Annotated in this window: 16 protein-coding genes and 1 tRNA gene; 7 read left to right on the top strand and 10 right to left on the bottom strand. The window is 62.8% G+C overall.

Annotated elements, in window-relative coordinates:
• The first annotated feature begins 58 nt into the window (after window positions 1–58).
• Together xseA and AC0L2R_RS21710 are read left to right on the top strand one after the other, a co-directional pair.
• Window positions 59–1,624, top strand: coding sequence for an exodeoxyribonuclease VII large subunit (gene xseA, locus AC0L2R_RS21715; protein ID WP_473511445.1), 1,566 nt, complete (start codon window positions 59–61; stop codon window positions 1,622–1,624).
• Window positions 1,625–1,633: 9 nt separating this feature from the next.
• On the top strand, window positions 1,634–2,761 hold the full coding sequence (locus AC0L2R_RS21710) for a DmpA family aminopeptidase (protein ID WP_473511471.1): 1,128 nt from the start codon (window positions 1,634–1,636) through the stop codon (window positions 2,759–2,761).
• 169 nt (window positions 2,762–2,930) lie between these two features.
• On the opposite strand, the gene AC0L2R_RS21705 is transcribed toward AC0L2R_RS21710, so the two are convergent.
• The 5 genes from AC0L2R_RS21705 to AC0L2R_RS21685 form a co-directional block, all read right to left on the bottom strand.
• Window positions 2,931–3,173 carry a DUF768 domain-containing protein gene (locus AC0L2R_RS21705; RefSeq protein ID WP_027156330.1) on the bottom strand — a complete coding sequence of 81 codons (243 nt, stop codon included), beginning with the start codon at window positions 3,171–3,173 and terminating at the stop codon, window positions 2,931–2,933.
• 492 nt (window positions 3,174–3,665) lie between these two features.
• The gene (locus AC0L2R_RS21700; RefSeq protein WP_095519375.1) at window positions 3,666–4,421 is read right to left on the bottom strand and encodes an ATP-binding cassette domain-containing protein; all 756 of its coding nucleotides are present in this window, start codon (window positions 4,419–4,421) and stop codon (window positions 3,666–3,668) included.
• Window positions 4,414–5,466, bottom strand: coding sequence for an ABC transporter permease subunit (locus AC0L2R_RS21695; RefSeq protein ID WP_473511444.1), 1,053 nt, complete (start codon window positions 5,464–5,466; stop codon window positions 4,414–4,416). Before AC0L2R_RS21695 ends, AC0L2R_RS21700 begins: the two co-directional genes overlap by 8 nt.
• Before the next feature lie 93 nt (window positions 5,467–5,559).
• Window positions 5,560–6,540, bottom strand: a complete 981-nt coding sequence (locus AC0L2R_RS21690; RefSeq protein WP_023800330.1) for an ABC transporter substrate-binding protein — start codon at window positions 6,538–6,540, stop codon at window positions 5,560–5,562.
• Between the two features lie 448 nt (window positions 6,541–6,988).
• Complete coding sequence (locus AC0L2R_RS21685) at window positions 6,989–7,894, bottom strand: sugar-binding transcriptional regulator (protein ID WP_473511442.1); 906 nt, start codon at window positions 7,892–7,894, stop codon at window positions 6,989–6,991.
• Window positions 7,895–8,177: 283 nt separating this feature from the next.
• On the opposite strand from AC0L2R_RS21685, the gene AC0L2R_RS21680 reads away from it, so the two are divergent.
• The 3 genes from AC0L2R_RS21680 (at window position 8,178) to AC0L2R_RS21670 (ending at window position 12,952) form a co-directional block, all read left to right on the top strand.
• Complete coding sequence (locus tag AC0L2R_RS21680; RefSeq protein WP_091595244.1) at window positions 8,178–9,083, top strand: tagatose-bisphosphate aldolase; 906 nt, start codon at window positions 8,178–8,180, stop codon at window positions 9,081–9,083.
• Window positions 9,084–9,351: 268 nt separating this feature from the next.
• The gene (locus tag AC0L2R_RS21675; RefSeq protein ID WP_473511441.1) at window positions 9,352–10,836 is read left to right on the top strand and encodes an ROK family protein; all 1,485 of its coding nucleotides are present in this window, start codon (window positions 9,352–9,354) and stop codon (window positions 10,834–10,836) included.
• 208 nt (window positions 10,837–11,044) lie between these two features.
• The gene (locus tag AC0L2R_RS21670; RefSeq protein WP_473511439.1) at window positions 11,045–12,952 is read left to right on the top strand and encodes a putative bifunctional diguanylate cyclase/phosphodiesterase; all 1,908 of its coding nucleotides are present in this window, start codon (window positions 11,045–11,047) and stop codon (window positions 12,950–12,952) included.
• A gap of 49 nt (window positions 12,953–13,001) precedes the next feature.
• Here the strand turns inward: AC0L2R_RS21670 and AC0L2R_RS21665 are convergent, their stop codons facing one another.
• Complete coding sequence (locus tag AC0L2R_RS21665) at window positions 13,002–15,317, bottom strand: acetamidase/formamidase family protein (RefSeq protein WP_473511437.1); 2,316 nt, start codon at window positions 15,315–15,317, stop codon at window positions 13,002–13,004.
• A 110-nt stretch (window positions 15,318–15,427) separates the two neighbouring features.
• On the bottom strand, window positions 15,428–15,607 hold the full coding sequence (locus AC0L2R_RS21660; protein WP_473511436.1) for a hypothetical protein: 180 nt from the start codon (window positions 15,605–15,607) through the stop codon (window positions 15,428–15,430).
• A gap of 11 nt (window positions 15,608–15,618) precedes the next feature.
• Between AC0L2R_RS21660 and AC0L2R_RS21655 the strand changes: the two genes are divergently transcribed.
• Window positions 15,619–17,070: an acetamidase/formamidase family protein gene (locus AC0L2R_RS21655; RefSeq protein ID WP_473511435.1), complete on the top strand. Its 1,452-nt coding sequence runs from the start codon at window positions 15,619–15,621 to the stop codon at window positions 17,068–17,070.
• A 259-nt stretch (window positions 17,071–17,329) separates the two neighbouring features.
• On the opposite strand, the gene AC0L2R_RS21650 is transcribed toward AC0L2R_RS21655, so the two are convergent.
• Both AC0L2R_RS21650 and AC0L2R_RS21645 read right to left on the bottom strand, forming a co-directional pair.
• Window positions 17,330–17,406: transfer RNA gene (locus AC0L2R_RS21650), tRNA-His, on the bottom strand.
• A 435-nt stretch (window positions 17,407–17,841) separates the two neighbouring features.
• Window positions 17,842–18,300, bottom strand: coding sequence for a phasin (locus tag AC0L2R_RS21645; protein ID WP_473511434.1), 459 nt, complete (start codon window positions 18,298–18,300; stop codon window positions 17,842–17,844).
• A 254-nt stretch (window positions 18,301–18,554) separates the two neighbouring features.
• Here AC0L2R_RS21645 and AC0L2R_RS21640 point away from each other — a divergent pair, with 254 nt between their 5' ends.
• Window positions 18,555–22,229, top strand: a complete 3,675-nt coding sequence (locus AC0L2R_RS21640) for a PAS domain S-box protein (protein ID WP_473511432.1) — start codon at window positions 18,555–18,557, stop codon at window positions 22,227–22,229.
• Between the two features lie 379 nt (window positions 22,230–22,608).
• Here AC0L2R_RS21640 and AC0L2R_RS21635 read toward each other — a convergent pair whose 3' ends face one another.
• The gene (locus tag AC0L2R_RS21635; RefSeq protein ID WP_473511431.1) at window positions 22,609–24,603 is read right to left on the bottom strand and encodes an acetoacetate--CoA ligase; all 1,995 of its coding nucleotides are present in this window, start codon (window positions 24,601–24,603) and stop codon (window positions 22,609–22,611) included.
• Window positions 24,604–24,648 lie beyond the last annotated feature (45 nt).

Raw genomic sequence — 24,648 nt, 5'->3', positions numbered from 1 at the left:
GACATCGGCTACGAGCGACGGCCTTGACGCCGGCCAACAACCGCCCCCCAATCGGCCAATGAGCGACGCTGCATCCGAATCACGTACCAACGCCACCGAATACACGGTCAGCGAGATTTCCGGCGCGCTGAAGCGCACGGTCGAGGACGTCTTCGGCAATGTGAGGGTGCGCGGCGAAATATCAGGCTATCGCGGGCCGCACTCCTCCGGCCATGCCTATTTCTGCCTCAAGGACGACCGCGCACGGCTCGACGCCGTGGTCTGGAAGACCACGATGGGCCGGCTGAAATTCCGCCCTGAAGAAGGCATGGAGGTGATCGCCACCGGCCGGCTCACCACCTATCCCGGAAAGTCCACCTACCAGATCGTCATCGACAATCTGGAGCCCGCCGGCGCCGGGGCGCTGATGGCACTGCTGGAAGAGCGCAAGCGCCGGCTGCAGGCCGAAGGCCTGTTCGATGCCGGCCGCAAGCGCTTGCTGCCGTTCATGCCGCGCGTCATCGGCGTCGTCACCTCGCCGACAGGCTCTGTCATTCGCGACATCATCCACCGGATCAAGGACCGGTTTCCGCTGCATGTGCTTGTCTGGCCGGTGCGGGTGCAGGGCGAAACGGCCGGCGCGGAAGTGACCGCCGCCGTCAACGGCTTCAACGGACTGGCGCAGGATGGCGTCATCCCGCAGCCCGACCTGCTGATCGTGGCGCGCGGCGGCGGCAGCCTCGAGGATCTTTGGGGGTTCAATGACGAGGCGCTGGCCCGCGCCGTCGCCGCCTCGCGCATTCCGGTGATTTCCGCCGTCGGCCATGAAACGGACTGGACGCTGATCGACCTGGCGGCGGATGTGCGGGCGCCGACACCGACGGGTGCCGCCGAAATCGCCGTGCCCGTACGCGCCGACCTCGAAGTGACGCTTGCCGGCCTTGGTGCGCGGCTCAAGGCCGCGGTGTCGCGCAATTTCGAGCGCAAGCGCCAGGCGGTGCGTGCCGCCGCCCGGGCGCTGCCCTCGCCCGACCAGTTGCTGGCATTGCCGCGCCGGCGGTTCGACGAGGCGACGAGCCGGCTTGGCCGGGCGCTGTCCGTCAGCGTCCAGCACAAGCGAGCCAGGCTTCAGGCGCAGCGGCTGACGCCTGCCACCCTGTCGCGACGCATGAACGAGGCCCGCACACTGGCCGGCCGCGACCTTGGCCGCGCGCAAGCGGCGTTCTTCGCCATCGTGCGCGAGCGGCGAACGCGGTTATCGCGCTCCGCGGCGCGGCTGTCGCCGGCGCCGCTCGCAAGGCGGCAGAAATTGCAGGCAGATGCCCTGACGGCGCTGTCGCGACGACAGGACCGGGTGATTTCGGTGCGGCTCGAGCGCTTGCGCGGGAAACTGACCCAGGCCGACCGGCTGCTGGCGACGCTGTCGCACAAGGCGGTGCTGGCGCGCGGCTTCGCCCTGGTGAAAGACGCCGACGGTGCGGTGATCAAGCAAGCGGCGGAAGTGACGCCGGGGCTGGCACTTTCGCTGGAGTTCGCCGACGGGACCGCCGATGCGATTGCGACCAGCGGCACGGCACGGCCGAAAACTGTTGCAAAGCCGGCCGCCAAAGCCAAGGAGCCCGGCAGCCAAGGCTCGCTGTTTTGAGTGCCGATGATTTCCGGCAATCCACATCACCAGACGACGCCTTCCGGCAAGCAGCGCGCGCGAGCCTTCGGCATTCGTTTTGACGGCACGCCCGGACCGTTCAACGCCATCACCGATGTGGCTGGCGTTGCGGTCGGTTGTTCGACGCTGATTTCGGGCGAAGGTGCGCTGGTGGTCGGCAAGGGGCCGGTGCGCACCGGCGTGACCGCCATCCTGCCCAGACCGCGCGCCGAACTGGCCACGCCGGTGTTTGCCGGCATTTTCGGCCAGAACGGCAATGGCGAATTGACCGGCTCGCACATCATCGAGGAAACCGGCGCCTTTCCGATCACCATCACCAACACGCATTCCTGCGGCGTTTCACGCGACGCAACGCTGCGCTGGATGCAGCGCGTTCTGCCGGCCGCGCTCGACAGCGGCTGGGGCCTGCCGGTGGCGGCGGAAACCTATGACGGCTTCCTGAACGACATCAATGGGCACCATCTCGGGTTTGAGCATGTCGCCGCGGCCCTCGATGGCGCGACCAGCGGGTCGATCGAGGAAGGCAGCGTCGGCGGCGGCACCGGCATGATCGCCTTCGGCTTCAAGGCAGGCTCCGGCACGGCATCGCGCCTCGTCGAATGGCACGGCCGGCGCTACACGGTCGGCGCCTTCGTGCAGGCGAATTTCGGCAGGCGGAGCAATTTTACCATTCGCGGCCTGCGCGCCGGGCCCGATCTCATCGAACCGGCGATCCGCGAAAGCACGCCGCGTGCGGAAAAGGGTTCAATCATCGGGATCGTCGCCACCGATGCGCCGTTGCTGCCGCATCAGATGAAGCGCTTGGCACGCCGGGTGCCGCTCGGCGTCGCCATGACCGGCGGCTTCGGCTATCACAGCTCGGGCGATATTTTCCTGGCCTTTTCGACCGCCAACCGCGAGGCGGCGCTGGCGCCGTCAGGCCGCATCGCCAGCGCCGATTTTATCCCGGATACCGACATCGACCCGTTCTTCGACGCCGTGATCGGGAGTGTGGAGGAAGCGATCCTCAATGCGCTGGTCGCCAATGACGACATGACCGGGCGCGACGGCAATTTCGTGCCGGCGCTGCCAAAGGCATGGCTCAAGAGCAAATTCGGGGCTAGGCAGGGAAAGTAGAACTGTGCGGCGTGTCACGCGTCGCACAGGTGAATAGATGCCTTTCGCCGGGTCGGCATGTCACTCGCTAAAGCGCGTCGCGTTTGAAGGGATTCATGCGACGCTCTTTAGTTCTTTGTTTTATGCATGTCGTTATCCCAAAACCGCTGCGCACTTTTGGCGACATGCATTAGTCCGAATTCTTTTCGTCCTGGTCGGCCTCAGCCGCCTCTTCCAGCCTCGACGCGATAAGTTCCTGAATGTCGCCGACCTCTTCCTGGATATCCTCCAGCGGTATGCCGGCCTCAGCCGCCTTCGCCGCGCATTCCTTGGCGAGGGTCTCGGCCTGCTCCTCGATCCTGTCCAGCGAGGACTGGCAGTGGACCTTTTCGCCGATCCACTCCTGCAAGAACTCGATCGCGTGTTCGCTCATGCTGCTGTTCCCTGGCGGCTGCGCCGGTTGGTAATCATAAACGCCGGCATCCCCGAAAAGATGCACGCTCCTATTCCAACCGAGTCGCCGTCACCCGGCAAGCCGATCTTGCCCAAGCTCCACAGGGCTGACGGAAATCGAAGGTTCGAGGAGCACATTCTAATTCTGAAGGAGATTCTATTTTCCTGAGCAGACTGGCACCGTTGACTGGGATCAGGTCCCGGATCGCGCCATTGTTTCTACTTGTTATTTTCCGGCAATCCAGTCAATTTGTATGACAATAGGTATCACATTACGCGGCACGTTTGCGGCGCCATTCGCTGCGCAACCCTAGGATACGCGGCCAAAGCCGCCGCTATATAGTGACATCCTCAGGCAATGTCGACTCTGCTGGCCGACCTGCTTCTTTCCGCCGCGCCGAGCGTATCTGGATGGCATTTTGTCATCGTCGGGGGCGAGCATGTTTCGCCGGAAATCGGTCGGGCGCTCGGCCTATCCGCCAACCATCAGCTTGACGACTTCGTCATGATTGGTTTCCGAGATCTTGCGCTCGCCGGCCTGGACGCCGCGGCGCAGCACGACGATCCGGTCGGAAACGGCGAAAATGTCCTGCAGATTGTGCGAGATGAAGATCACGCCCCGGCCTTGCGCCTTGAGCTGGTGGATGAGCGAGATGACCTTGCGCTGCTCCGGCACGCCGAGGGCCGCGGTCGGTTCGTCCATGATCAGGATCTGCGCGTCCCAATAGACGGCCCGGCCGATGGCAACGGCCTGCCGTTGACCGCCGGAGAAATTGCTGACCGGGGCGTCGAGCCGGCTGACATGGAAGTCCAGCCGCCCCATGGTCTGCTTGGCGGCGACGGCCATCGCCTTGCGATCGAGCACCGGCAAGAAACCGAAGGCCTTGCGCATGGGCTCACGGCCGAGGAAGATATTGGCGCCGATGGACAGATTGTCGGCGAGAGCGAGATCCTGGTAGATGGTCTCGATGCCTTTTTCGCGCGCCTCCTGCGGCGTCGCGAAGGTGACCGGCTGCCCCCTCAGCAGAATTTCACCGCCGGTCGGCTGAAAGACGCCCGATATCGCCTTGATCAGGGTCGTCTTGCCGGCGCCGTTGTCGCCGGCCAGCGCCACCACTTCGCCCGGCCGCACGGCCATGGAGAAATCGTTCAGCGCCTGCACCGCGCCGAAATGCTTGGAAAGGTGTCGGACTTCGAGAAGGGGGGTGGTTTGTTCGGAACTATTCATCCTGGCGAGCTCCACTGAACCGGCGCTGCGCCTGGTCGATAAGGACGGAGATGATGATGACGAGGCCGACGGCGATGAACTGCCAGAACGGCTCGACATTGACGAAGACCAGCCCGTATTGAATGACCGCAATGACCAAGGCGCCGGCGACCGTCCCAAAAATGGTGCCGGAGCCACCGAACAGGCTGGCGCCGCCGATCACCACAGCTGCGACGCTGTCAAGCAGCAACGGTTCGCCGGCTTGGGCGGCGCCGGCGGTGAAGCGCGCTGCATAGAGCGCGCCCCCGAGGCCGGCGCACATCGCCGAAAGCACGTAGAGGCGCAGGATGTGGCCCCTGATGTCGATGCCGGCGCGCCGCGCCGCCTGCACATTGGCGCCGATGGCGTAGTTATGCTGGCCGAACCGGGTCTGGCTCAGGATGTAGTGCATCACCACGACAAAGACGGCGGCAATGATGACGAGATAAGGCACCCCGTAGAACCTGCCGTTGCCAAGCAGCGCGAACCAGGAATTCTGGACCGGCACCGTCGTGCCGCCGGCCAGCAGGAACGCAGCGCCGCGCGCCACGCCAAACATGCCAAGCGTGCCGATGAAAGGGGGAATTCTGAGGCGCGAGATCAGCAAGCCATTGATGACGCCAGGCACGCCGGCGACGATCACGGCCGCCAGAATGCCCAACAGCATGGCCAGAGGCACCGGCATGGCGACGCCAGCCATATTGGTGGCGTGGGCGGCGACGACGGCCGCGAGACCCATGATGAAGCCCAGCGAGAGGTCGATGCCTCCCGAAATGATGACGAAGGTCTGCCCGGTCGCCAGCAGCAACGGCGCCACGGCGAATATCGCAATCGACTGCACGTTGAACGGGTTGAGCACGAAGGTCGCGCCGAAGGAGAGCCTCGACCAGACCTCGAAACAGATGATCAGGCCGGCGAGGAACAGCCAGGCGCGCCCTTCGGCGACGCGTGCGAGCCAGCTCCTGGCCGGATCACCGTGATCCGCCTGAGGAGCGACATGCGTTTCGGTTGGCGATGTTAAAGTCATGAATGGTTCCGATCCGCAGAGCGGCCTCAAACAGGGTCAAAAAGACCCGGCGCAGGGGCTCCTTCCGGCAGGCCGGAAGGAGGCTGGCTGGACTTATTCGGAATAGAGGTACTTCGAGATGTTCGGGTCGGCGATGTTGGCCTTGTCCATGATCGTGAAGCCGGTGCCGATCGCAACCGGGATCGACTGGCCGGTCAGATGGGCATAGGCCGACACGACGCCGAAATAGCCGATTTCCGCGGGATGCTGGGCAATCGCGACGTCGACAAGGCCAGAATTGATGTTGTCGGCAATGCTGGTCGGCGCGTCGAACGCCACGACCTTGACGGTGCCGGTCTGCCCGGCCTGCTGGACGCCATTCGCCGCGCCAAGCGCCGAGAACAGGTTTGCGCCGAACACCCCGACGAGATCGGGATTGCGCGCGAACACAGCCTGCAGCTGCGAGGCGGCCTTGTTGGCGTCATTGTCGTTGAACTGGGTTTCGAGAACGGTGATGCCGGGATGGTTGGCCGCCATCTCCTTCTTGAAGCCCTCTTCACGCTGGTCGGTGGTCGAAATGCCAGGCTTGACGTTCGAAACGTAGACCTTGCCCTTGTCGCCTATGGCCTTGGCCAATGCCCGCGCGGCGATCTCGCCGCCCAGAATGTTGTCGGAGGCAATATAGGATAGTGGGAAATCCGCCTCGCCGGCGCCGGTCTGGTAGACGCCGCTGCCGATGAAGGTGTCGACGGTGATCACCGGAATGCCGGCGTCATGGGCCTTGCGCAGGGGTTCGACCAATTGAACCTTGTCGGTCGGCGCGATCAGGATGGCATCCGGCTTCTTGGCGATGACCGCGTCAAGCACGGGGACTTGCGTTACCGGATTGAAATCCGGGGCGCCCTGGAAAACCAGGGTCACACCAAGGGCATCGGCTGCCGCCTGGGCTCCCTTGCGCATGGTGATGTAAAAGCCGTCGGTGGTAAGACCCGGAATGAGCGCAATGGTGTATTTTTTGTCCTGCGCCAATGCGGGCGTGACCAGCGCCGCTGCGCAGATGGCGAGAGCCGCCAGAGCGGCAACAATCTTCTTCATAACATCCTCCTCCTAATGTTGGCAGATTTTGCCGTTGCGAGTCGTCCCGGCTCTGTGAAGTGCTGGCGGCGAGAAGCGGGTTTCGCCTGCTTGCTGTTATGGGGCAGCCTCCTCCCAAGCGCCCCAGTCAATAAATCGACCGTCGAAACCGACCAGCCTGATGCGCAGTCCCGTTACGAGCCTCCGCAGGTGCAGGAAACTGCGCCGTTCGGCGCGCATGCTTGCCTGGTCGCAATATTGTAACACTTTGCTGAAAGAAATTGCAACCGCACATTTCCGGGATCGAAACGCTTTCAAACCGGACACCATCTGCTCCGCAGAGCCCCTCCCGCAGACTATTGCCCCAACGCCTTGACGACACAACTGATGATTTCGCGGCTGCGGGTTTGGTGTCGATCGGTCTGGAATCGATCAGCTGTGCCGATGTCACGTATCGGCGTGCCCAGCATTATCGGGGCAAGAGAGCCTCGAGAATGGCCTGGGCCGTCTTCGTGTCCGTCACCAGAGCATTGATAAGCCTGGCGCGGGCGGCACCTATGATCGCCTTCGCCTTCTCCGGCGAGGCGGCAACGCCGATCACCAGCGGCACGGCTCGAAGCTGGGCCGGCGACATTGCGATCATCCGGCCCTCCCCCTCCCACGGGATGAGCTTGCCTTCGGCGTCGAAGTAGTGGCGGATGACGTCTCCCGCCGCATGAAACAGGGCCTGTTCGCTCAGCGTGGCCGCGCTCGCTTCGGGCGGATTGATGGCATGGGGCAGGCCGATGCCGACGATCGCAACGTCGGTCCGGTCCCAAAGCGCGACGCTGTCGCGGATGGCCGCATCGCCGAGGAAGACCTCACGCAATTCGGACGACGGCAGATAGGGCGCATGGATGAAATGCGGCGTCCCGCCCAGCTCTTCTGCGGCCAGCCGCACAAACTCGTTGATCTGAAAATGCGCCGCCTGCTGCTGCATGCCGCCGGTGGCAGCGACGGTAAGAACGCCGGGAATGCGCGGCAGGCCTGCCTGGATCACCTGGCGAATGGCTCGCCCCCAGCCGATGGCGACGACCTTGCCGGCCGTCAGTCCCGCTTGCTTGAGCAAGGCGCCGAGCGGCGCAGCGAGCGCCGCCAGCGCACCGGCTGACGGCGTTTCGATGACCGCCGCGTCACGCAGCCCGAGTGCCTCGACCAGTTGCGTGGTGATGCCTTCGGGGGTTGCAAGATCGAGAACCTCGATCCGCACGATGCCCTCCGCTCTCGCCCGCTGCAGGAGGCGCGATATGGTCGCGGTGGAGACGCCAAGCCGCCGCGCGATATCGACCTGCGACATGTCCGCCTCATAGTGCAGTTTGGCGACCGTATGCAGCATCGTCCGCGATGCGGCTGCATCTTGTGCGGGAGGTGCAGACAGCTTGCAATTCCTTTCAGCAATGTGTTACAGACCCATCGACCGATGGGAGTTATCGCGCAAATCCGGCTGACTCGCAACGTGGGCTGGTTTCCACGGCAGATTGCGGCCAAGGCCGAATTTCTCGGTCCGATAGCGCAGCAAAGCGGCAAAACCTCCTGTCGGGAGGCAGGTAAAACTGAACCTTTCTTGTTTCCACTGATCTGCGCCCGGTGAATGGGCGCCAACATCGGACAGAAGACCCATGACAAAGATGACGACCGCAGAGTTGCGCGGCTACCAGCAGATATGCGGCAAGGACGGGGCGATGATGGCCATCGCCTGTGACCAGCGCGGCGGCATGCGAAGCTTGCTTGCGTCGGACCCTGAAGAACAGGCCAAGATCACCAACGACATGCTGGGCGACACCAAGTCGGACATCACGCGATACCTCGCCAGCCAGGCATCCTGCGTGCTGCTCGACCCGCTCTGCGCGGTGCCGCGGGTTGTCGATGACGGGGTGCTGAGCCGCGATACGGCTCTGCTCATCGGCCTCGACGCTTCGGGCTTCGACGTCTCGCCTGCCGGCTACCGCCTGTCGCGTCTCGTTCCCGGAATCGGCGCGCGCCGCGTGCGCGAGCTCGGCGGCACCGGCGGCAAGATCATGGTCTATCTCAGGCCCGACAGGCCTGAGGCGAACGAGCATAATGTCGCCATTCTGCGCCAATGCATCGCCGATTTCGCGCAAGAGGACCTCCTGCTCGTCGTCGAGTTCCTGACCTATCAGCTCGAAGCGGAAAGCCTTGAAGAGTATACAGCCAAGATCCCCTGGCTCGTCGAAGAGGGCACCCGTATTTCGCTGGAATGCGGGGCAAAGGTGCTCAAGCTTCCTTATCCCGGAACGCCGGAAGCCTGCGCCAGGATCAGCAGCATGGCTGGCGAGGTGCCTTGGGCGGTCCTCTCCGCCGGCGTCAACCACGCAACCTTCCTGGGCCAGGTCGAGATCGCGATGCGGAACGGCGCGTCAGGCGTCATCGCCGGCCGGTCGCTGTGGAAGGACTGCATCTCGCTCGACCGTGACATTCAGCGTGAAAGGCTCAGGACTATCGCGGTGTCGAGATTGCGCGAGCTTCAGGCGGTGATCGGAAACTACCGGCAGAAAGCCGCTTAGCACGATGACCCCGAACCGAAGGTCCGCGATGCAAAATCGTAGTCGATCTTCGAAAAGGATCATGCGCAAATCAAAGTACTATAGCGTCCTGTGCGCACCAGGATGCGCGGCGCTGTAGCTATCCGACGTTCACACCAGGCACGCACGGGACGTCATGCCTCTGACCATGATCCCGAAAAGTGGGGACCGGTTTTCGGAGAAGATCATGGTCAAACAAAGAGATAGAGCCCCATTTCGATTTAGTCGAAATGGAACAGGCTCTGGTTCGATGGCCATAGGAATCGATATCGGCGGCACCAATCTGCGCGCCGCCCGTGTTTCCGGCACGGGCGAAATCCTCGAGCGCATTTCCGAGAAAAGCGCGCCGGACCCCGAGCTCGTGCTCTCCCGGATCGCCGAAATGGTGCGCCGGCTCGATTGTCCCGAAGTTGCGGCCATCGGCATCGGCATCCCCGGCCGCGTCGATGCGCGGCTTGGCGCGGTCTTGTCAGGGGGCTATGTCAACCTCGCCTCGGTCTCCCCTGCGCAACGACTGGAAAGCCTGGCGGGCAAGCCCGTGGTGATCGACAATGACTGCAACATGGCACTGGTCGCGGAAATGGCCCTCGGCGCTGCCAGAGGCCATGAAAGCATCGTCATGTTCACGATCGGGACCGGCATTGGCGGTGCCGTGGTCCAGGACCGGCGGATCGTCCGCGGAAAAGGGACGGCGGGGCAGCTCGGCCATATCACCGTCGACCTATCAGGCGAAGCGTGCGTCTGCGGCCGGCGCGGCTGCGTTGAAACCACCAGCTCAGGCACGGCGCTTGGCCGTCACATCGCGCGGGCAGGCCTCGGTCCGGACGTTTCGGTCGATCAGCTTTTTGCCCGGGATGCGGGCGGCGATCCCTTGGCGCGCGGTATATTGGAAGCCTGGGCCGGGCCGCTGCGTGCGGCAATCGACACGACCGTGACCATGTTCGACCCCGACCTGGTGCTGCTCGGCGGCGGACTTGGCCTAGCGGCCCATCGGGCGCTTGCCAGGGCTCCTGCCCTGGCGCCCTGGTACCAATGCCCGGTGGAAGCGGCGCGACTGGGCGACGACGCCGGGGTCATCGGCGCCGGTCTGCAAGCGCTCGCCGCGCAAGCGGCAGTTGCACAATCAGAAGTTGCACATGCCTCGCCAATACCCTTGCCGGCCGCTCGGCTCGATCGCACCAGGCGCACCGTGCCCGGCCGGCGCGCCGTGCTCGTCAACGGCATCCCCGCCAGCGGCAAAAGCACGGTCTCGTGCGGCATCGCCGAGCGCATGGGCTGGCCATTGCTGGCGCTCGATACGATCAAGAACCCGTTCCTCGAAGTGCTCGGCGGCGGCGATCGCGAATTCAACCGCATACTCGGCCGCGCCAGTTACCAGGCCATCTGGTCAGTCGTCGGCGAGGCTCCGGCGGGCACCATATTTGTCGTCGACGCCTGGTTCGGCTTCCAGCCGCGCCAGGTGCTCGAGGATCACCTGCGCAGCGCCGGCGTCGAGCAGACCGCCGAGATCTGGTGCCATGCGCCCGGCGAGGTTCTGGCCGAGCGCTATCGCGCACGGCTCGACCAGCGTCCCGCCGGCCATCCCGGCGCGGCCTACATCCCCGAACTGATCGAACTGGCCAAGCGCGCCGAGCCGCTGCGGCGCGGACCGCTATTTGACGTCGACACGACCAAACCGATCGCTTTCGACGCCATCGCGCAGTGGCTGCAGGCGACGATTGCGGCTGACAGATAGGCAGCGCGGCTTTTGCGCGACGTGCATGAACAAGCCGGCGCCGAACTCCCGAGCGCCAGGATGCTGCCGATCCATGTTCTCGATCACCACACAAATGAGGAGGAAGTCCTCGCGGAAGCCTGATACAAGCCGAGTAGTTAACCCGTCCTTCAGTGGGCTTGCATAAGCTTACGTTGCGAAGCGGCATGGGAAGCGAATTGACTGGTCTATGGCCCTGAAGAAAGAACACGCACTGGAGGCCAGAATCCTCGGAGATCAGCTTGCTGACCTGAGGGCCGGTCTCGTCGTCTCAATGCCGATAAGCTTCATTCTGTCAGGCCTGATTTTGACGGTGCAGGCCCTTTCTGGCGGTGGCTTTGCCGCCGCAATCTGGTTCCTGGTTGTCAATGCGATAAATGCGGCCCGCCTCGGACTTGCCAGTTATCAGCTAAAGGAGAAGGCGCATCAGGACGATTTGACCGGGATTTCGCAGCGGCTTCGCTGGTTTGGCATCCTTGCCCTTCTGGCAGGGTTTGCCTGGTCGTTCCTTGCCGTCCTTACTGCTGGCTACACAACCCCGCAAGCGCCTCTGCATCTGATTATTCTGGCGGGGATTTCAGCTGGTGCGGTTACATATGGCAGTTCATATGCCGCGGCAGCGATAAACTTCATCACGCCCCCGCTCCTCATCACAGCGGCGTGCTTGCTGGCGCAAGGCAACTTTGAAGCCTATGTTCTTGCTTTCGCCGTTCTGCTCTTCTTGGGCGGTCTGGTTCGAGCCTTGTTTGTTGGACAAGCCCGCTTCCGCGAAGCAAGCCGATTGACACATGAGGCGGAGCGGCTTGCGGCGGAAATGGAGCGCAATTCCAGGGAGGACCACCTGACGGCGCTTCTCAACAGACGCGGCCTCGAACACGCGATCAGTCAGCTCGAGAATAAAGACGGCCCCTTCGTTGCAATGCTGATCGATCTGGACGGCTTCAAATCCGTCAACGATACCTACGGTCACAGGACCGGTGATGAACTGCTCGTCAGGATCGCCCGCCGCATAGAGCAGGAAGCGCCGGTAGGCTCAACGCTCGCCCGCATCGGTGGCGATGAGTTCGTGCTGTTCTTTCCCTCACTCCGGAGTTCGCTTTCTCCCAGCAACCTCGCATCCAATATCATCGCCAAAGTCGCCAGCCCCTATCCTGAGGTCGCGTCCGTCCGGATCGGCGCATCGATCGGAATATACCTGGCTGAAAGCCCGGGGCTGACGGAAATGTTGCTGCGGGCGGATGTCGCTCTTTACACGGCCAAGCGTCGTGGCAGGAACGAATTTCGTCTGTTCGATGCCGAACTCGACACGGAATTGCAACGTCGCCAGTCCATCGAACGCGACCTTCTTTCGGCAATAGAGGCGAGAAGGTTGGCACCTTGGTTCCAGCCGATCGTAAGACTCGACACCGAGGCCGTGATCGGTTTTGAAGCCTTGCTGAGGTGGTCCCATCCGATCCATGGTTCCATCTCTCCACCCGAAATCATGACAGCCGCACGCGAAACCGGAATGCTTCAACTGCTAACGCAAACGGTATTCTCCGACTGTTGTGCTCTTATCGACGGCTTGGTGAAAGCTGACCGTCGAGACGTTCGTGTGGCAATGAATGTTTCACCGCGCGAATTGGAAGCCGGCGATATCGACGACATGGTTCTGAATGGTCTGGCGGCAAAAGACCTCCCGACAACGATGTTCGAAATCGAGATTACCGAAGAATCTCCAGTGGACCCGGAAAGACTGGATGAAAAGCTCGGACGGCTTGCACATGCCGGCATTTCCATCGCGCTCGATGACTTCGGCACCGGCTTTTCCACGTTGGCATCGCTCAAGGACAGCCGGATACGCAAGGTGAAAATCGATCAAGGCTTCATTCGCGGCTTGGCCAAGTCTCGGGAGGACCGGCTGCTTGTCAAAACGGTGATCGACCTTGGTCGGGCGCTCGGGATCGATGTCATGGCCGAGGGCGTCGAAACAGAGGCGGACCGGCAAATTCTGTACAAGCTCGGCTGCAGAACTGCTCAGGGCTTCCTATTCTCCAAGGCGGTGCCGCTAAGCCAGGCGCTTGAGGTGACACTAAAAGAGCACGCCACGGAGTTGTGAGGGCACACGCCATCAATGAAACCGCTGCGTGATCTCTGATCATGGGTGGTCAGGGGCGAGCGGTGCGCTGGCTGTGCTGTCGCTCGCCGAACACGGCCTTGGTGATCGTGGCGTGCACGCCGAAATTTCCGTCGGCGACTTGCGTGATGCCGAAGTCGGCGGCAAGCGACATGATGCTCAACACCTCGTCCTCCGTGAGATCGTATGTCTGCATGATGAATCGGCGCGTCTGGCGGAAGGCGTTGCGCAGCGCCAACTCGATGGTGGATGTCTTGTAGACGTCCGACTGCGCGTTGCTGCCGAGGTCCCTGAGGTAGTTGGGATGGCTAAAACTCTGTATCACCCAGCTGTGCTCGGTTTCGATGAGCGGCGAGTTGAGACCGCGCAGGAAAGCCGGGCACCCTTCGCCCGCCTTATGCAGCTTGATGATGATGTCGCCGGTCAGCGAACACTCAAGGCCCGTGCCATTGATCTCGCCGTCCGACTGCGCGAAATGTCCATCGCCGAGCGAGAGCAGTGCGCCCTGAACCGCAACGGGCAAATAAAGCTTCGCGCCGGCTCCGATCCTCCAATTGTCGATATTGCCGCCGAAATAGCCCGGCGGGATGGAATCGACCAGGTCGGCCTCGCGCGGAGCCACCGCGATGCACCCGAAGTGCAGGCGCGCCGGTATGCGCACGCCGCTACCACTCAAGTCGCGATGCGAAACCTTGCTGTGGTCGACGGGTATGCCAGGATAGTCGATCGTCGCGTGGACAACGCCGAAGGGGTCGGTCTGCGGCTGCCATTCGTAGCTGTACAGCGGCCGCGCTGCGGCCGGGCACCGCATGTCGATCTCGAAGATAGTCACCGTTTCGCGTTTGGCATCCCGGTCCAGAAGGTCGTGATACTGATACCCCCACCACGCCGATACGTTCGATGCGAAGGCCTTGCCGGGAAAGGCAGCGCTCGGCCGTGGCCGAATTTCGACGAACTCGATCTCGAGCACGTCGCCGGGCTCGGCGCCGCGCACATAGATCGGGCCAGTCATGATGTGAACGCCGAACCCCTCGCCAGCGCCGCGCCCGAAGATGGAAGCGTTTGCCGGACCGGCCCCGCGACGGTCGACGCGCTTGTGTTCCGGTGACCAATCGAACACGCTTTCAGCCCCGCTGTCACCCGCCACCATCCGCTGCCAGTCGTCGCCCGCGTGCTGAGTGAGTGTCTCAACGGTGACTGAGTCGCCCGAATCGACGCGCAACACCGGCGGCAGCGAGCGGCTGAAAAAGCCCCAATGCACGGTCTCCGCTGTTGCTGGCAAATGCCAATGGTCCGTGCGTTCGCGCGCTCTTGCCGTTGGCGGGCGATCCATAGCGGCCTGCAGCATCGGGGCCGGCCGCGCCGCCGCCGACTTGCGGCCGTCCGGTTTGCCGCGCAGCGGATAAGCCTCCTCCGTCTGCGATCTAGCGCGCCTCACCTGCCTGGGACTCATTCCAAACGTCGCGCCGAAAGTGCGGCTGAAATGCGATTGATCGCGAAAGCCCCAGCGCTGTCCGATCGCGGCCACGCTTTCATGTGCATGGTTGGGATCCGCCAGGTCGATGCGGCAATGTTCGAGGCGCTGCTGGCGCACATATTCGGAGAAGCTTTCGCCGCGCCCCTCGAACAGTTTTTGCGCGTAGCGTACGGAAAGCCCTTCCAGTCTCGCGATCAGGGCCAAGGCAAGATCCGGGTCCGACAGCCGGGCGTCAATCGTCGCCGCGACGCGCCTGAAATGCGCCGTTTGCACCCCGGTCAGGCTGCCAGCGGGCTCACGTACCTCGCCAAGCAGGGCGCTTGCCACGAGTTCCGTCAAAGCCACTTCGGCGGCTGTCAGATCGGCCGCACCGGAAGTCTCGAGATTGGAGCCCAGCGTTCGCAATCCGGATTTCGCAACCGCAGCGACGACGGTGCTGCCTAGCACCTTCGGCAAGCGGATGCCGCTGCGGCCCAGCCGTGCTTCCAGCGGACCGGCGGCCGCCTGAAGTATGAACGCGCGGAAGTCACTGCGAAAGGTCATAGACCAGTCGTCGGCCGTGCCGAGCACCATCATGTCGCCGTCAGCGAGATCGAACGCCTGGTGCGGGGCGACAAGACGCCCGCGCCCAGCAACGATGAGAGCGAATAGAATCCCGTGGTCCCGGCGCATCGGCACGATGCGCTGGGGTGTACCAGAGACGTCGGCGAGGCGCGTGGTGGCGTTCGCTGCCCGCAGGTGCATGGTGCCTCTCGGGATCGGCTGGTCGTCGACAGACGCGGAAAGCGAAAGCTCCTCAAACCAGTCGAGCCACGCCTTGTCGCGGTGTTCGAGGGGCAGGTGGTCGATCGATCGCAGAGCCGCAACCATAAGAGACCTTTCCGGGGCGCGTTACGTCCATCAGGCGACCCGCCCGCCGAGATTCACTTTAGCGCGACGCCGGCGACAGTCTTTGTGCGCATGCGAACAATCTCTTGACTTTACCCTGTCACCAGACGGAGCTCAAGCTCGCTGATTTCGCCGGCGTGAGCATAAGCCATTGAATTGACCTGCATTTTTTTAAGAAACAGCGCGATGCATTGATTTCGCGGCCGGCTGGCTGGATTGCCGACGGCGCGCGTGGTGCATAAAATCGCGCACATTCCTTCCAACAAAAACAAGGGGACTGTTCATGTGCAAAGGCGATGATATCAGCTGTCCGCATTTCGAGCTTCACTACAACAAATTGAAGCAAGATCTAAATGCCGAGCGACGCGGCTTTCTGAAGGGGGGCCTGTTCGCAGCCAGTGGTCTGGCCACGCTGGGCGCCGGTGGCATCTCGCTGGTCACACCCGCACTGGCGCAGGCCACGACATCGAAGCTGCCTGCACAACGCGCCTATCATTATTTGCCGGCCAACGCCGAGACCGTGCATTGGGGCTACTTCAGCAAATCGCTGAAGCCGCGCATCGAGGTCAATTCCGGCGACATCGTCACGATCGAGTCGCTCACCCACCATGCGGGCGATGACCTGGAGCGCATGGTTGACGGCGACGAGGGTGCAGAGAGCGTCTATGTCTGGACGAAAGAGAAGAAGGGCGTCGACCGCCGCGGTGCCGGCCCTACCGACCCGGCCAAGTACAAGAAAGGCTCTGGTGAGGGGCAGGGCGTGCACATCATGACCGGCCCGGTCTATGTCCGCGACGCGGAGCCGGGCGACATATTAGAGGTGCGGATTCTCGATTGCGGGCCGCGTCCCTCTGGCAATCCCAAGTTCAGCGGCAAATCATATGGCTCCAACGCGGCGGCCAATTGGGGCTTCCACTACAATGACCTGCTTGGCGGCACCAAGCGCGAGGTCGTCACCATCTACGAGGTCGACGTTGCCGGCGGCAAAAGCTGGGCCGAAGCGGTCTACAATTTCCAATGGGTGCCGCAGACTGATCCGTTTGGCGTCAGGCATGACACGATCGACTATCCCGGGGTTCCGGTCGACCATAGCCTGACCAAACGAAACTACGATGTGCTGAAGGGCGTGAGACTGCCTATTCGCCCGCATTTCGGCACGATCGGACTGGCACCGAAAGAAGCGGACGTCGTAGACACCATCCCGCCGAGCTACACCGGCGGCAACATCGATAACTGGCGCATCGGCAAGGGCGCCACGATGTATTATCCGGTCTCCGTCGACGGCGCGCTGCTCTCGGTCGGTGATCCCCATGCCAGCCAAGGCGACAGCGAATTATGCGGCACGGCGATCGAATGCTCGCTCACCGGCACGTTCCAGCTCATCTTGCACAAGAAAGCGGACCTTGCCGGCACACCGCTCGAGGAGCTCAACTACCCCATGCTCGAGACGCAAACGGACTGGCTGGTGCATGGGTTTTCCTACGCCAACTATCTTGAGGAACTGGGACCGAGCGCTCAGAGCGACATCTATTCGAAGTCGTCTGTCGACAGAGCGCTGCGCGATGCGTTCCGGAAGATGCGCCACTTCCTCATGACAACCAAAGGACTGACAGAGGACGAGGCGATTTCGCTGATGTCGATCGGCGTAGACTTCGGCATCACCCAGGTCGTCGATGGAAACTGGGGGGTGCATGCGGTGGTGAAGAAGGACATCTTCGCCGCACGTGTCGCCTGAGCTGGTGGGTAACCAAATCTCGCATCACGTTGCCGTTACTCGGAAGCTCTACTAAGGCCAAGCTAAAGCGCGTCGCGTTTGAAGGGATTCATGCGACGCGCTTTACGCTGCGCACCCTCGGGTCAGGCCCGAGGGCATGCTTTTGCGCAACATGCATCAGGAAACCGAACCAAGCGGGGCACCGACCGGTCCCTCCGTAAGAACTGACATCTGTAGCCAAGAGAAGCGGCCGAAACCGAAGAAGGCGACCGTGCACCAATGGTACCGTTGGCTGGGATCGAACCAGCGACCTCCGGATCCACAATCCGGCGCTCTAACCATCTGAGCTACAACGGCACGTTCGCCTGAGCGGGATGGAACGTTCATCCTCCGCTCTGTCGTTCGGCGATGCGTCCATACGGGCTATCGGAGTTTAATTCAAGGCTTTTAGCCGCGCATGGCCCGGAAAATCAGAATCGATTTCGCTGGGGATCATGCGCAAAATCCCAGGGTTCCGCAACGTGCTTTGCGCGTCCAGGAAGGCGCCCGGCGCTGTAGGCAAAGGGTGTTCCGGCACCGACATCATATTCGCCGGGCAAAGAAAAAGGCCGGCGGGAGGAGGTGCCGGCCTTTTCCTGTTCCGAGCCAGCGGGAGGAGGTGCTGGCTGGTCATCCCGGAGAGCAGAGGGAGGAGATTCCACCCGCCGGGTATTCGCTTGGACCACTATATCTCACATAATCCTGTTCGAAGAAATGCGACCTTTTGTTGCATCTTCGAACTATGCGCAAATATTAGGCGATCTTAACTTCCTTCATCGCCTTCTCGAAGGCGGTCTTGATCGGCTTGGAGACGTCCTCGGCCGCCTTGGAGGCGACGGTCTGGAAATCCTTTGCCTGCTCGACAGTCATCTCGACCTGCTTGCGCAGGAATGCGGTCTGCAGTTCGACAACTTCCGACAGCGACTTGGCGCCGATCAGAGCTTCGAAATGCGACAAGCCGGCTTCAGTATTGGCGCGCAGAGCGGCAATGGTCTTGAGCGACAGGTCGTTGGAAACGGTCTTGGCGGTCTCAAAGGTGGACTCAAGAGCCTTCTGGGTGTCTTCGGCGCCGGTCTTCAGCTTGGCATAGGCCTCTTTCGACTGCTCGACGCCCTTTTCGGCGAAAGCACGGATCTGGTCGGTGGCCTTGGAAGCGTCGAAGCTCGGGAATTCAACGCTCTCGATAGTATCAGCGGTCTTGGTCCTGGACAATTTTCCATCCTTTGCAGTGGCAGCGGCTTCGATAGGAAAGCCGTCTCGTTCATGTATGACGGCAATATAAAGGCAAATCTTGTGCATTGCAATATCTTTGTTGCAGCGCACCATAAATTTTCTCTCCCAGCGTTAACCACGCGCCCAGAGATTCCGGCGGTTGCACGCTATGGCTTGTGGACCTTCGCGCCGTCGGCTTTTATTAACAAAGCGTTAACTGCAAACTGCCCGCCTCGTAAGGGTTCCCAAAGCGCATGCCGTCTGAAAACTACTCCTTCCTCGACGTCGCCGTGCTCGACGCGGTCCGCCAGCGCTTTGCCGTCGGCGACGCGATCGCCCTTTTGTCGGCAGACCTCGAACAGGTGATCTGGGCCAACGGACCAGGGGCAGCGGTGTTCGGCTACCCCGACATCGAGGCGATCATCGGCGCCTCGGCCGGCTTGCCGCCGATCGCGAGGCGCCAGATCATGGCGACAAGCGGTTTTCCACAGATCGGCCGCGACCGCGCCATCACGGTGCGGCTGGCAACCGGGCTGACCAGCCGCGCGGTTGGCTTTCTGGCCAGCGCGGTGACAATGCCTGACGGCGAAAACGCCATCATGCTGGCGGTGCCGGCGACGCAGACCGGCTCGCGCAGCGCCGCCGAGCTTGCCGCTCGGGCCATCAGCGGCTTTACCGAAGACGGTCATTTCATCGCCTTCGTCGATGCCAACGGCAACATAGAGGCCGCTTCCGATGGTTTTTCGGCACTCGGCATCCTGCCCGAAACGCTGACAGCACTTGTCGCCGATGTTGCGAACGAGAGCGGTCGCGTCGTCAAACGCCTCGTTCCTGGCGGCACCGCTTCCTACCCGGCCGGCCTCGCCCGGCTGACTGACGAGCGGCACCTGCTGGTGGTGATCGACGAGAACCAGCTGGACTCCGAAGCAGCCCCTGCTGGCGTGCTCAGCGCAGGGGCGGCGGCCGATGCCGCAGTCCCGCCAAAAGCACAACAGGACAACCCGCCGGCAACAGTCGCGAAAACGGCTGCGGCAGTGCAGACAGTTGCGGCAGCCGACGAAGACACTTCGCTGTCGGCGGAGCATGACGTTCCCGATTCCACCGGGCCCGATTCCACTGGGCTCGATTCGACCGGATCTCATTCAACTGCGCCTGATTCAACCGAGCAGGGTCCGGAAGCGGCCGGCGGGATACCTCAACAGCATGACCATTGGTATTTCAGCGCCAGCGAGGAGGAGGCGCAAAAGCCGGGACCGGATGCATCCGGTCCTGTCGAGGCGGATGCTTCGGCGGAAAGCTTCGCACAAAATGCCGTCAGGGCCGCCTCCCCGGTCAAAAATGCCATCCCCTCGATCGACCGCGCGGCGGCGCCCCTGCGTTTCGTCTGGCGCACCGACGCCGAGGGCAAATTCAGTGCGCTGTCGCCGGAATTCGCGGAACTCGTCGGCAAGCCTGCCGCCGATGTGATCGGCCGGCGCTTCAGGGACGTCGCGGCCACCTTCGACCTCGATGCGACCGGCGACATCGCCGGCCTGCTCGACCGACGCGATACCTGGTCCGGCCGCTCGGTGCTGTGGCCGGTCGCCGGCACCGATTTCAAGATACCCGTCGACCTGGCGGCGCTGCCCGTCTACGGCCGCAGCCGTGCCTTCGAAGGCTTTCGCGGTTTCGGCGTTGCTCGCACCGGCGATGCGGTGGTCGATCCGGAAGCGATCGGCATGGCGCTTGTCGCCAATGCCGACGTCCCCGTGGCCGTCGAGCCGGAAGTCGCCAAAACGCCTGACGAAACCGACCCGTTCCAAGGCGAGGTGCCGGCGCTGACCATCGTGCCGAAGCCGGAGCGGCGCTTAGCCGACAAGGTGATCCGGTTGGCGGAGCACAGGCAGCCGGCCAACGACAAAGGCCTGTCGACGCTGGAACGCAGTGCATTCCGTGAGATCGGCGAGCGGCTCAAGAAGGACAATCCCCCGACCGAACAGCCCGCTGCCGCAATTGCGGCAGAGCCGGCTGCGGCGGAACCGACCGAAACCGATGTCGAAGACGAGAAGGATGTCGCAAGGCTCGACGGTGAGCAGCCGCAAGCAACCGTGTCCGACCTCTCAGGCTCGCTGCTCGACTATGCCGACCGGGACTACGTCGCCGACGATGGCGACGGTGCGCCGGTCTCCGAGCCGGACAAACCGGCGCAGGAGATCGCTGAGCCCACCGATGCCGCCAGTCGATCGATCGCCGAAGACGCCGACAGCACGACGGCCGCCGATTTCCGCGATGCAGAAGACAGCGAGGACTGGGCGCGACCCGATGGCGGCGAAACCGGTTCGCCAACCGATGGCATCGGCGATGCCGGCGACGTCGAGCCGGCGACGGTCGAGCGGCCGCGCCTGCCGGTGCCGCCGCTCAAGCTCGAAGGGTTCGTGCCGTCGGCTTTTTCGACCGCGGACGACAACAAGGCTCCGGACATCTCGATCCTCGGCAAGCTGCCGGTGCCGCTGCTGATCCATTCCGGCGACGATCTTCACTATGCGAACGAGGAATTCCTCAGCCTGACCGGCTATGACACGCTCGACCAGTTGGAGGATGCCGGTGGCCTCGACGCGCTGTTTGCCGATCCTTACGACGGCAGCGCCTCCGATGGAACCGACCACGCGCTGCGGTTGAAGACGCGTGACGGTCAGGAGTTCCCGATCGAGGCCATTTTGCGCTCGGTGCCATGGCGTGGCGGCAAGGCGCTGATGCTGGTCGTGCGCCGTTCCGGCGACGACGAGGCAGCAGGTGCCGCCGACGACCAGACGCAGCCGGACACTTCGGAGCTCAAGGCGCGCATTGCCGAGATGCGCACCATCATCGACACCGCGACCGACGGCGTCGTGCTGATCGGCCGAGACGGAACGATCCGCTCGATCAGCCGACCGGCGGAGGCGCTGTTCGGTTTCGACAGCGACGAGGTGACCGGAAAACCCTTCGTCTCGCTGTTCGCGATCGAAAGCCAGCGCGCCGCGCGAGACTATCTCGACGGATTGTCCGAGCCCGGCGTGGCGAGCGTGCTCAACGACGGCCGCGAGGTGATCGGACGCGAGGCGCAGGGGCGCTTCATTCCGCTGTTCATGACCATCGGCAGGCTGCCCAACGACAGCGGTTTCTGCGCGGTGGTGCGCGACATCACCCAGTGGAAGCGGGCCGAAGAGGATCTGACCCAGGCGCGCGCCGTGGCCGAGCGCGCTTCCTCGCAGAAGACCGACTTCCTCGCCCGCATCAGCCACGAAATCCGCACGCCGCTCAACGCCATCATCGGCTTCTCCGAACTGATGGTCGACGAGAAATTCGGACCGGTCGCCAATGACCGCTACCGCGACTATCTGCGCGACATCAACCGATCGGGCAACCATGTGCTCGACCTGGTCAACGATCTGCTCGATATTTCGAAAATCGAGGCCGGCCAGCAGGAGATGGCCTATGAGGCAGTGTCGCTCAACGACACGCTGGCCGAGACGGTGGCGATGATGCAGCCGCAAGCCAACCGCGAACGCGTCATCATCCGCTCCAGCTTCGCCTCCCGGCTGCCGGAAGTGGTGGCCGATCTGCGCAGCGTGCGCCAGATCGCGCTGAACATCCTGTCGAATGCCATCCGCTACACGCAGGCCGGCGGCCAGGTGATCGTATCGACAGCCTACGAGAACTCCGGCGACGTGGTGATGCGCGTGCGCGACACCGGAATCGGCATGAGCCAGTCCGAGATCGAGCAGGCGCTCAAGCCGTTCAAGCAGCTCAACGCGCTTAAGCGCGGGCGCGGCGACGGCACCGGTCTCGGGCTGCCGCTGACCAAGGCCATGGTCGAGGCGAACCGGGCCCGGTTCACCATCAACTCGACACCCGGCGAGGGCACCCTGGTCGAAGTCGCCTTCCCGTCGACCCGCGTGCTGGCGGATTAGGGCAGCGGATCTTCAGTCGCCCGTGTCGCCGCGCTATCTCTTTGTTTGAGCATCGGATTTTCCCAAACCGGTGTCCACTTTGGCTCATGCTCGGCACACAAAAGAAAGGCGTCCAACAGGACGCCTTGAATGATCGATTGCTGTACATCGGGGGCTTGAGCGAATTCAGATCCTCTTGGGATTTAGAGGAACGGGATTTCTCCCTCAAGTTACGCACGACTATCGATGTCGGCCCTTAACAAAACCTTACCGGCACCGCGAAAAATTTACCGATGTGTACCACTCATGAAATCTAGGTAAATTCGAGCGAGATATTTCGTTAACCATGCTCGGCTCCGTTTGAACGCGTGACGGATCGCATGTCCTGGACCTCGAGAAACTAATCGGCCAGCTGCGGCAGGTCGCGGAACAGCTCGAGCGCTTCGGGATTGGCCAGCGCCTCCTTGTTCTTGACGGCGCGGCCATGCACCACGTCGCGCACCGCAAGCTCGGTGATCTTGCCCGATTTGGTGCGTGGAATGTCGGCGACGGCGACGATTTTAGCCGGCACGTGGCGCGGGCTCGCGCCGCTTCGGATTTTCGCCCGGATGCCTTTTTCCAGTTCGGCGTCGAGTTCAACGCCGGCCGCCAGCCGCACGAACAGCACGACCCGCACATCATTGTCGAAATCCTGGCCGATGCACAGCGCTTCCAGGATTTCCGGCATTTGCTCGACTTGGTTGTAGATTTCCGCCGTGCCGATCCGCACACCGCCCGGGTTGAGCGTCGCGTCGGAACGGCCGTGGATGATCAGGCCGCCATGGGCGGTCCATTCGGCGAAGTCGCCATGGCACCAGACATTGTCGAAGCGCTCGAAATAGGCGGCGTGGTATTTCTTGCCTTCGGGATCGTTCCAGAAGCCGATCGGCATCGCCGGGAACGCCTTGGTGCAGACGAGCTCACCCTTTTCCTGCCTGAGCGGCTGGCCGTCGTCGTCCCAGACATCGACGGCGAGGCCGAGGCCGGGTCCCTGGATCTCTCCGATCCATACCGGTTGGGTCGGCACGCCGAGCACGAAGCAGGAGACGATGTCGGTTCCGCCAGAGATGGAGGCGAGATGCACGTCTTTCTTGATGCCGTCATAGACGAAGCGGAAATCTTCCGGCGACAGTGGCGAGCCGGTGGAGGAGATCGTGCGCACGCTGGAAAGATCGTGCGTGTTGATCGGCCTGAGGCCGGCCTTGCGCGCGGAATCGATGAATTTGGCCGAGGTGCCGAAATAGGTCATCTTCTCTGCGTCGGCGAAGTCGAACAGCACGTTGCCGTCAGGGTAAAAGGGCGACCCGTCATAAAGCAGAAGGGTTGCGCCCGACGCCAGGCCGGAGACCAGCCAGTTCCACATCATCCAGCCGCAGGTGGTGAAATAAAAGAAGCGGTCGCCGTCGAGCAGGCCGGCGTGGAGCCGTTCTTCCTTGACATGCTGGATCAGCGTTCCGCCGGCCGAATGGACAATGCATTTGGGGATGCCGGTCGTTCCGGAAGAAAACAGGATGTAGAGCGGCTGCGCGAACGGCAACCGTTCGAAGGTGACCGACTTGGCAGCGAAGGATGAGAGCGCCTCGTCCAGCGCAGTCGCCTTCTCGATGGTCGCCGCCACGTCGGTCGACGTGCCGAGATAGTCGACGATCAGGATCTTGCGGACGGTGACGAGCTTTGCCGCAACGGCCGCGATCTTGTCGGCAACCTCGATCGCCTTGCCATTGTACCAGTAACCGTCGGGCGCGATGAAGACGACAGGCTCGATCTGACCGAACCGGTCCAGAACGCCCTGCTCGCCGAAATCGGGAGAGCAGGACGACCACACGGCCCCGATCGAGGCTGTCGCCAGCATTGCCGCGACCGTCTCCGGCATGTTGGGCGTCATGGCGGCGATGCGGTCGCCCTTTTTCACCCCGAGCGACAGGAAAAGCTGCTGCAGTTGCGAGGTCAGCGCATGCAGCTCGTTCCAGGAGAGCCGGCGCTCGACCTTGTCCTCGCCGCGAAAGACGATGGCGTCACCGAGCCCGGTTTTTTTCAACAGGTTCTCGGCGAAGTTAAGCTTGGCGTCGGGAAAGAAGGCGGCGCCGGGCATCTTCTCGCCATCGACGAGCACGCGCTCGCCGCCACTGATCCCGTCGCCGGCGCCCCCATTGGCGCCCTTGTCGCCGACGATCCCGCAAAACTCCCAGATCAGGCTCCAGAACGCCTCGCGATCGTCGATCGACCAACGATGAAGATCGGCGTAGGAGGAAAAAACCTTGCCGGTTGCGGCCGCCGCGGCCTGCATGAAGGCGGTCATCGGCGCCGCGTCGATCTGGTCTCTGGTCGGTGTCCAGAGCGGGGCGTCGCCAGCCATGATCGTTCCTCCTTAAAGCACGTTACGCTTGAAGAGATTCAAGCG

It is taken from the genome of Mesorhizobium sp. WSM4820, assembly GCF_055811075.1.
The sequence above is the reverse complement of the archived record's forward strand: the minus strand, read 5'-3'. Positions and strand labels throughout refer to the sequence as shown.

Coding starts and splice junctions, on each gene's coding strand:
- xseA (WP_473511445.1), top strand. CDS start 59: ATGAGCGACGCTGCATCCGAATCACGTACCAACGCCACCGAATACACG.
- AC0L2R_RS21705 (WP_027156330.1), bottom strand. CDS start 3,173: ATGAGCGAACACGCGATCGAGTTCTTGCAGGAGTGGATCGGCGAAAAG.
- AC0L2R_RS21700 (WP_095519375.1), bottom strand. CDS start 4,421: ATGAATAGTTCCGAACAAACCACCCCCCTTCTCGAAGTCCGACACCTT.
- AC0L2R_RS21695 (WP_473511444.1), bottom strand. CDS start 5,466: ATGACTTTAACATCGCCAACCGAAACGCATGTCGCTCCTCAGGCGGAT.
- AC0L2R_RS21690 (WP_023800330.1), bottom strand. CDS start 6,540: ATGAAGAAGATTGTTGCCGCTCTGGCGGCTCTCGCCATCTGCGCAGCG.
- AC0L2R_RS21685 (WP_473511442.1), bottom strand. CDS start 7,894: ATGCTGCATACGGTCGCCAAACTGCACTATGAGGCGGACATGTCGCAG.
- AC0L2R_RS21680 (WP_091595244.1), top strand. CDS start 8,178: ATGACAAAGATGACGACCGCAGAGTTGCGCGGCTACCAGCAGATATGC.
- AC0L2R_RS21675 (WP_473511441.1), top strand. CDS start 9,352: ATGGCCATAGGAATCGATATCGGCGGCACCAATCTGCGCGCCGCCCGT.
- AC0L2R_RS21670 (WP_473511439.1), top strand. CDS start 11,045: ATGGCCCTGAAGAAAGAACACGCACTGGAGGCCAGAATCCTCGGAGAT.
- AC0L2R_RS21665 (WP_473511437.1), bottom strand. CDS start 15,317: ATGGTTGCGGCTCTGCGATCGATCGACCACCTGCCCCTCGAACACCGC.
- AC0L2R_RS21655 (WP_473511435.1), top strand. CDS start 15,619: ATGTGCAAAGGCGATGATATCAGCTGTCCGCATTTCGAGCTTCACTAC.
- AC0L2R_RS21640 (WP_473511432.1), top strand. CDS start 18,555: ATGCCGTCTGAAAACTACTCCTTCCTCGACGTCGCCGTGCTCGACGCG.
- AC0L2R_RS21635 (WP_473511431.1), bottom strand. CDS start 24,603: ATGGCTGGCGACGCCCCGCTCTGGACACCGACCAGAGACCAGATCGAC.